Source organism: Armatimonas sp. (assembly GCF_043760365.1).
GTDB lineage: Bacteria > Armatimonadota > Armatimonadia > Armatimonadales > Armatimonadaceae > Armatimonas.
In genome coordinates this window covers 1-5,659 of sequence record NZ_JAYUPA010000260.1, presented here as the reverse complement: position 1 = coordinate 5,659, position 5,659 = coordinate 1, and the positions used below count along the sequence as shown (strand labels likewise).

Below are 5,659 nucleotides of genomic sequence, written 5' to 3'. Positions count from 1 at the left end.
AGTGGCTGGAGATCATTCGTGGCGGCTACGCTCCCTTGGCACTAGAGCACCTCAAGACCGGAACCCGGCCCCCGTTCCCCTACTCCGACATCCGCCTGCTTCCCTACCTGCAGCACGCCTTCTGGTTCCTGCCAAATGTCGCCGCGTGCCACGCCATGGCGAACTTGCTGACGGAGAAGCACAACACGTTCTGGCACGGCTACACCGTGATTGTCGCGGCGGGAACGGCGGCGGGGATCGGGCTGGAGGCACTGCCGCCGGTACGCAAGGCGATTGGGAGTGGCTTTCAGACCAAGACTATCACACTTTCTTGTGGCAAACTGACAACCGGCGTGACCGTGCCGCAGTGGTCTTCTATTCTCATGCTCCGCAACCTCAAGTCGCCCGAGACCTACTTTCAGGCGGCGTTTCGCGTGCAGTCGCCCTGGTCACTCAAAAACCCCAACGGCGACAACCCCGGCGAAGAGGAAATCCTCAAGCCCGTCTGCTTCGTCTTCGACTTCGCTCCAACACGCGCCCTGCGCCAGCTCTCCGAGTACGGAATCGGCCTCTCCCCCAGTGAGCCGAACCCGGAGAACGCGGTCAGAGAGCTCGTGTCATTTCTCCCTGTGCTCGCCTACGACGGTGCGAACATGACCCAGATAGACGCGGGCGGCATCCTCGATATCGCGATGGCGGGCACGTCGGCCACCCTTTTAGCGCGCAAGTGGGAGAGCGCCCTGCTGGTAAACGTCGACAACGACACCCTGCGGCGTATCTTAGCAAATCCCGAGGCACTGGCCGCCGTGAACCGAATCGAGGGCTGGCGCTCGCTGGGCGACAACATCATCGAAACCATCATCAACAAGAGCGAGAAAATCAAGGAGCTCAAGGGCAAGGCAAAGAGCGGCGAGCTCTCGGCAAAAGAGAAGAAAGAGCTCACCGACGAAGACAGAGACTACAAATCCAAACGCAAGCAGATTCAAGAGAAACTGATTAAATTTGCCACCCGCATCCCCGCATTCATGTACCTCACCGACTTTCGAGAAAACACCCTCCAGGATGTCATCACCAAGCTCGAACCGGACCTGTTTCTCACCGTCACCGGCCTGACCGTCAAAGATTTTCACCTTCTTGTCAGCCTCAAGGTCTTCAACACCGAGCAGATGAACCAGGCAGTGTTCGCCTTCCGTCGCTACGAAGACGCCTCCCTGCGCTACACCGGGATCGAGAGCCACAAGGGACTGACCCACTACGGACTCTACGACACGGTAGTCGCAAGAGAAGCACCCGGCGACTATACCCCCTGTTGGCCGTGAAAGAGGGCGTAGACTTTGGCTGTAGAATACAGTCATGAAACCACTGAGTTTTTCAGATCTTACGCTGGCGACTCTGGCACGCCTGACTCAATTTGAGGAGCAGGAGCAAGATCGTGCGTTCTGGGAGGCGCTTGCCGAGCCTCTGACCGAGAAAGAGATTGCAGAGACTCAGGTACTGCAGGAGCGGCTGCGGCGGCTACCGATCATGCCTCTGAACGAAGCAACCCTCTGGGCAAGAGCCATCTACCCACTACTGATGCTTGCGGAGACGAGCCGGATCATTGCTTGGTCTGAGGTCAGTATGGGGGCACAGTGGGAGACTTTTGCGCTAGAGGGAGTGGTGGATGGGACACTGGCGGCGGGGCCACTGGGAGCCGCAGAGGCTCCTTACTTGGTGGTGATGGAGGCCAAGCGTGGCTTTGAAGGCAAGAACCCACAGCCACAACTCTTTGGTCAGCTTCTGGTGGCGGCAACGATCAACCAGAAAACGGAGGCGTTTGGTGCCTACACCGTCGCCGATATCTGGACTTTTGTGCGCGCTGAGATCGTGCTGAGCGCGGGCGCACCGATCACACTGCGGGTCATGCTCTCCCCCGAGTACGCCGAGCGCTCGGAAGCCGGGCAGATCCTCAAAATTCTAAAAGGAATCGTGGCGAAACAAGTTGCGGTAGAATAGACTGAATTTTCGGTATCCTGAGTGTAAGGAGGAAATAACGATGCGAGTTCGAGCAAAAGAATTGCGCCAGATGTGGAAGCGTAAGGAAGAAGCCTACAAGGCCCGTACGAAGACGACAGTGGGAAGTGTCTCGGAAGCGAAGACGGCAAAGCCTGTCCGCGCTGCTAAGAAGAGCGAGGACTAACCTATGGATTTTGGCCCCGGCCGGGACCGTATGCCCACGATTCTGCTAAGCTCCGCAGCGATGATTCGGTTGCGGGATGAGCACACGATCCTGGCATTTCTGTTGATAAATGGGCAGACCCTCAACGGGCAGGTGAAGTGGTTCGATGAATCCTCTATCCATGTCCTGACAACAGAGGGCGCGGAGATCACCCTGCTCAAGCGCGCCATAATCTACTACCAGGCTGCTTAGCCGCTACAGCCACGCCCCCGCCAGCTACCAAGCCTCGGTGGGGGTGTTTTGTTTTTTGAGCTATCAGGAGTCAATCCAATGTATCTAACACCATCCCCCCCTCTACCCCCGCCACCATCACAGGTGCTCTCCAACCTCAAGCTGCCGGGAGTGCTCACAGCACCACAGATCGCGGCAAAGTTAGCCCCCGTGCCGGGCTTCATTTTGGCCAACGAGAGCGGAGCCGCACTCACGGCGAACCCACCGGCTGGAAAAGGCGTGCCCACGGTCGGGGTGTTTTTGCGCAAGGGCGGCGCTGTCGAGTTTTTGGAGAATCTCACGAAGCAGAACCCCACGCTGGGAGCGAGTTTGCGTGTTAAGGCAGTGGCACTTGGGGAACTCTGGCAGAAGGCACAGAAATCGGAGAGTAAGATGGCCCTTGCCTTTATTCCGGATCTTGCTGAAGTGGAGCAGGCGAAGGCATTTCTAAAGCAGCAAGGGAAGCCCGAGGCCGGTGGGGGGGTGCCTCTGTTCATGGCGGAGCTGCCCGGCAAGCGGCTGCTCAATCTCACCCAGAACGGGATCACGATAATTCCCGCCTTCTTCTCCCGTGCGGATCTGGCTCCGGTTCTGGAGAGCTACAATAAGTCACGGCCCGAGGGCACTCCTGAGGCGCAAGTGGCGCTCACCAGCCTTGAGTTTCTGCTGGCAAGCTGGCTTCGGACGCCGGACGCGGCCTTGAAGCAGATTCAGTTTGTGGTTCCTAAAGTGGTCGCCGACGAAGCAAAGGCAGTCGTGGGCGGCTCGTGACGGAGGCGACGGCACACTTTTTGGTGTCGGAGCCGGGCGCGGCACTTCTCGCGCGGGGCGTGGCAGCACTGAGTAAGCAGCGCGGACTGGAGCCGGAGCAGCGCGCAGGTGCTCTGGCGGTTCTGGAGGGGCGCGAGCGTGCACGAAAGCGCGGCTGGAAGCGGGCGGAGCAGCTTTTTTTAACGGCGGACTCCCTGGCGCAGGCGAGCTCCGAGCAAATCGCGGCGTTTCATGCGGGCTGTTTTGTGGGCTGTGGTACTGTTTTGGATGCCTGCTGCGGGATCGGGCGAGACAGCGTGGCCCTTGCCGAAGCGGGCATGCACGTGGTAGCACTGGATACTGACCCGGCGCGTCTGGTTTTTGCCCGTGCCAATGCGGAGGTTTACGGAGTGGGAGAGCGCATCACTTTCCACTGCGCCGATGCCACAAGCTTTATGCCCCAGGCCCGCTGGGACGGTGTTTTCTTTGATCCCGCCCGCCGCGACGGCGCGACACGCTTTTCCCGGGATGCTGAGCGCTACCAACCGCCTTTAAGCTTTCTGAGCGAGCTCCAGGCGCAAAGCCGAGTGGTGGTCGCAAAGCTCTCACCCGCCCTGCCGGATGCGACTTTAGCGGTGCTAGGAGGGCAGCTCACGTTTCTCTCGGAGGATCGTACATGCAAGGAGGCTTGTGTGGTGCTGGGAAGAGAAAGCGGCCCCCCGCAGGCACTTCTGCTCCCTAGCCTAGAGCGCTACGAAGCAGAGAGTGAGCCCCCACCACTCGCTCCGCAGCTTGGTGCGTTTCTGCTGGACCCCGACCCTGCGGTTCTACGGGCGGGGGCACTGGGAGCCTTGGCGGAGCGCACCCGCTCCGCGCTGCTCTCGCCCGAGGATGCCTACCTTACGGCAGACGAGGCCGTGGTCTGTGCCGGGGTGCGCACCTACCGCGTTCGTGTCGCGCTGCCCTACCGTGAGCGGACACTGGGGCGCTGGCTGCGGGAGCAAGGAATTGGGAAGCTGGTGGTCAAGAAGCGGCGCTACCCCAAGGAGCCGGAGGCTGTGCATCAAGAGCTCGGACTGAAGGGCAAGGGGATCGAGGCGACTCTGGTCATTGTGGCCCAGGGCAAGAGCTGGCTGGGCGTGGTCTGCGACCCGTCCTAGATCGGGAAAAAAATGGCGAAAAAATCGGTACAAATGGGAGCCGTGAGCATTGCGCTGGCGGGGGCGGATCTGATGCTTCTGCATGTGCTGCCGTCGCCGCGCCTCCATGCCACGACCGGGGCGACCTATCCCTACCACCCGTGGAATTTTTTGAGTGAGCTGGTGCGCTCCGACTACAGCCCGCTAATGACGGCCTGTTTTTTTCTCCTGGGGCTGGGGGCGCTCGCGGCAGCACGGGCACTCTTCCAGCACAATCTGAAGCGGGAGAGTGTGCTCCTTGCCATTACGGGGGTGTCACTGCTGCTTCTGGGTTTTTTTCCCACGGACCTTGCCGATCTCACGACCGATGACCTTACCTGTGGCCGCCCGACACGAATCGAGCCCTGTACGCTGATTGGGCGCATTCACAACCCCCTCTCCACCCTGGTCTTCGCCCCGATCTTTTTAGCGATTGCGTCGTTTTGCCTGCGCCGGGAGCGCTTTCTGAGCCGCCTTGCGCTGTTCTGCGGTCTCCTGGCGCTCGGGGGGATTATGGGGGCTTCGCTCTATCTGCACCGTATCGGCTGGCACGGGCGCTGGTGGACGGGCCTGATGCAGCGTAGTCTGGTCTTCCCCGCGCTTCTCTGGCTGGGGGGATTACTGTGGCGGCTCTGGTGGCTTTCGAAAAAATAATTTCGTGATTTTATAAGCTTCGGGGTTTCCCACCCGTTATAGGGGTGAAGCGGAGGAGACACTTCCGCAACCAAGAGGAAACCAAAACCATGTTTACGACGTTCACGAAAATAGCTATCTGTATCGCCGCTCTGACGAGCCTGACCTGCCCGAGCTTTGCTCAGGAGAAGCCCACTGCGCCCGCCACTTCCAAGGCCGTGCCCGCGATGCCCAAAAAGAAGACGGAAGCGAAGAAGTCGGAGAAGGCTGTTGTCGCTTCGGTCTCGCTGAATAAAGCGACTGCGAAAGAGCTAGAGAGCCTCCCCGGGATCGGGCCCGCCATTGCGGAGCGCATTGTGACGTACCGCACCGAGCAGGGCAAGTTCACCGAGCTTTCGCAGCTTAGGGAAGTGAAAGGGATTGGGGAGAAGAAGCTGGTACAGCTTCGGTCCCATCTTACTCTGGACTAGAAGCGGCGTGATACGATGGGAGCGTGCTAGATCATTTGATTTCGATGCCGCTCCCTTTTACCCCCGGGGGCCTGATTTTCGACTGCGACGGAACCCTTGCGGACACGATGCCGCTGCACTACCAGGCGTGGCGGGCGACCCTGGATCGCGTGGGGCATCCGACGCTCTTTACCGAGGAGCAGTTCTACGCCTGGGCAGGCGCACCTGCCTATGAGATTCTG

The 5,659-nt window shown here is 59.9% G+C and carries 8 protein-coding genes and 1 pseudogene; all 9 read left to right on the top strand.

The features are described 5' to 3' along the window. Positions 1–1,298 (top strand): annotated as a pseudogene (locus ACH2EH_RS06315) (restriction endonuclease); the annotation flags it as partial. A gap of 34 nt (positions 1,299–1,332) precedes the next feature. Further along, positions 1,333–1,974 carry a hypothetical protein gene (locus tag ACH2EH_RS06310; RefSeq protein WP_395139995.1) on the top strand — a complete coding sequence of 214 codons (642 nt, stop codon included), beginning with the start codon at positions 1,333–1,335 and terminating at the stop codon, positions 1,972–1,974. A 40-nt stretch (positions 1,975–2,014) separates the two neighbouring features. After that, positions 2,015–2,158 (top strand): hypothetical protein, encoded by a 144-nt coding sequence (locus ACH2EH_RS06305; protein WP_309691224.1) that lies wholly within the window; start codon positions 2,015–2,017, stop codon positions 2,156–2,158. A 30-nt stretch (positions 2,159–2,188) separates the two neighbouring features. Further along, positions 2,189–2,389: a hypothetical protein gene (locus tag ACH2EH_RS06300; protein WP_395139993.1), complete on the top strand. Its 201-nt coding sequence runs from the start codon at positions 2,189–2,191 to the stop codon at positions 2,387–2,389. Between the two features lie 78 nt (positions 2,390–2,467). Then, positions 2,468–3,178: a Tic22 family protein gene (locus ACH2EH_RS06295; RefSeq protein ID WP_395139991.1), complete on the top strand. Its 711-nt coding sequence runs from the start codon at positions 2,468–2,470 to the stop codon at positions 3,176–3,178. Continuing rightward, the gene (locus tag ACH2EH_RS06290) at positions 3,175–4,317 is read left to right on the top strand and encodes a methyltransferase domain-containing protein (protein ID WP_395139989.1); all 1,143 of its coding nucleotides are present in this window, start codon (positions 3,175–3,177) and stop codon (positions 4,315–4,317) included. Before ACH2EH_RS06295 ends, ACH2EH_RS06290 begins: the two co-directional genes overlap by 4 nt. Positions 4,318–4,329: 12 nt before the next feature. Further along, positions 4,330–4,989, top strand: coding sequence for a DUF998 domain-containing protein (locus tag ACH2EH_RS06285; protein WP_395139987.1), 660 nt, complete (start codon positions 4,330–4,332; stop codon positions 4,987–4,989). Between the two features lie 89 nt (positions 4,990–5,078). Next, on the top strand, positions 5,079–5,438 hold the full coding sequence (locus tag ACH2EH_RS06280; RefSeq protein WP_395139985.1) for a ComEA family DNA-binding protein: 360 nt from the start codon (positions 5,079–5,081) through the stop codon (positions 5,436–5,438). A gap of 44 nt (positions 5,439–5,482) precedes the next feature. Beyond that, positions 5,483–5,659 (top strand): HAD hydrolase-like protein (locus ACH2EH_RS06275; protein ID WP_395139997.1); only part of this gene is annotated, 177 nt, incomplete at its 3' end.

Bases quoted from the DNA above. Each gene is read 5' to 3' on its own strand.
- ACH2EH_RS06295 (WP_395139991.1), top strand. From the start codon at position 2,468: ATGTATCTAACACCATCCCCCCCTCTACCCCCGCCACCATCACAGGTG.
- ACH2EH_RS06305 (WP_309691224.1), top strand. From the start codon at position 2,015: ATGCGAGTTCGAGCAAAAGAATTGCGCCAGATGTGGAAGCGTAAGGAA.
- ACH2EH_RS06280 (WP_395139985.1), top strand. From the start codon at position 5,079: ATGTTTACGACGTTCACGAAAATAGCTATCTGTATCGCCGCTCTGACG.
- ACH2EH_RS06310 (WP_395139995.1), top strand. From the start codon at position 1,333: ATGAAACCACTGAGTTTTTCAGATCTTACGCTGGCGACTCTGGCACGC.
- ACH2EH_RS06300 (WP_395139993.1), top strand. From the start codon at position 2,189: ATGCCCACGATTCTGCTAAGCTCCGCAGCGATGATTCGGTTGCGGGAT.
- ACH2EH_RS06285 (WP_395139987.1), top strand. From the start codon at position 4,330: ATGGCGAAAAAATCGGTACAAATGGGAGCCGTGAGCATTGCGCTGGCG.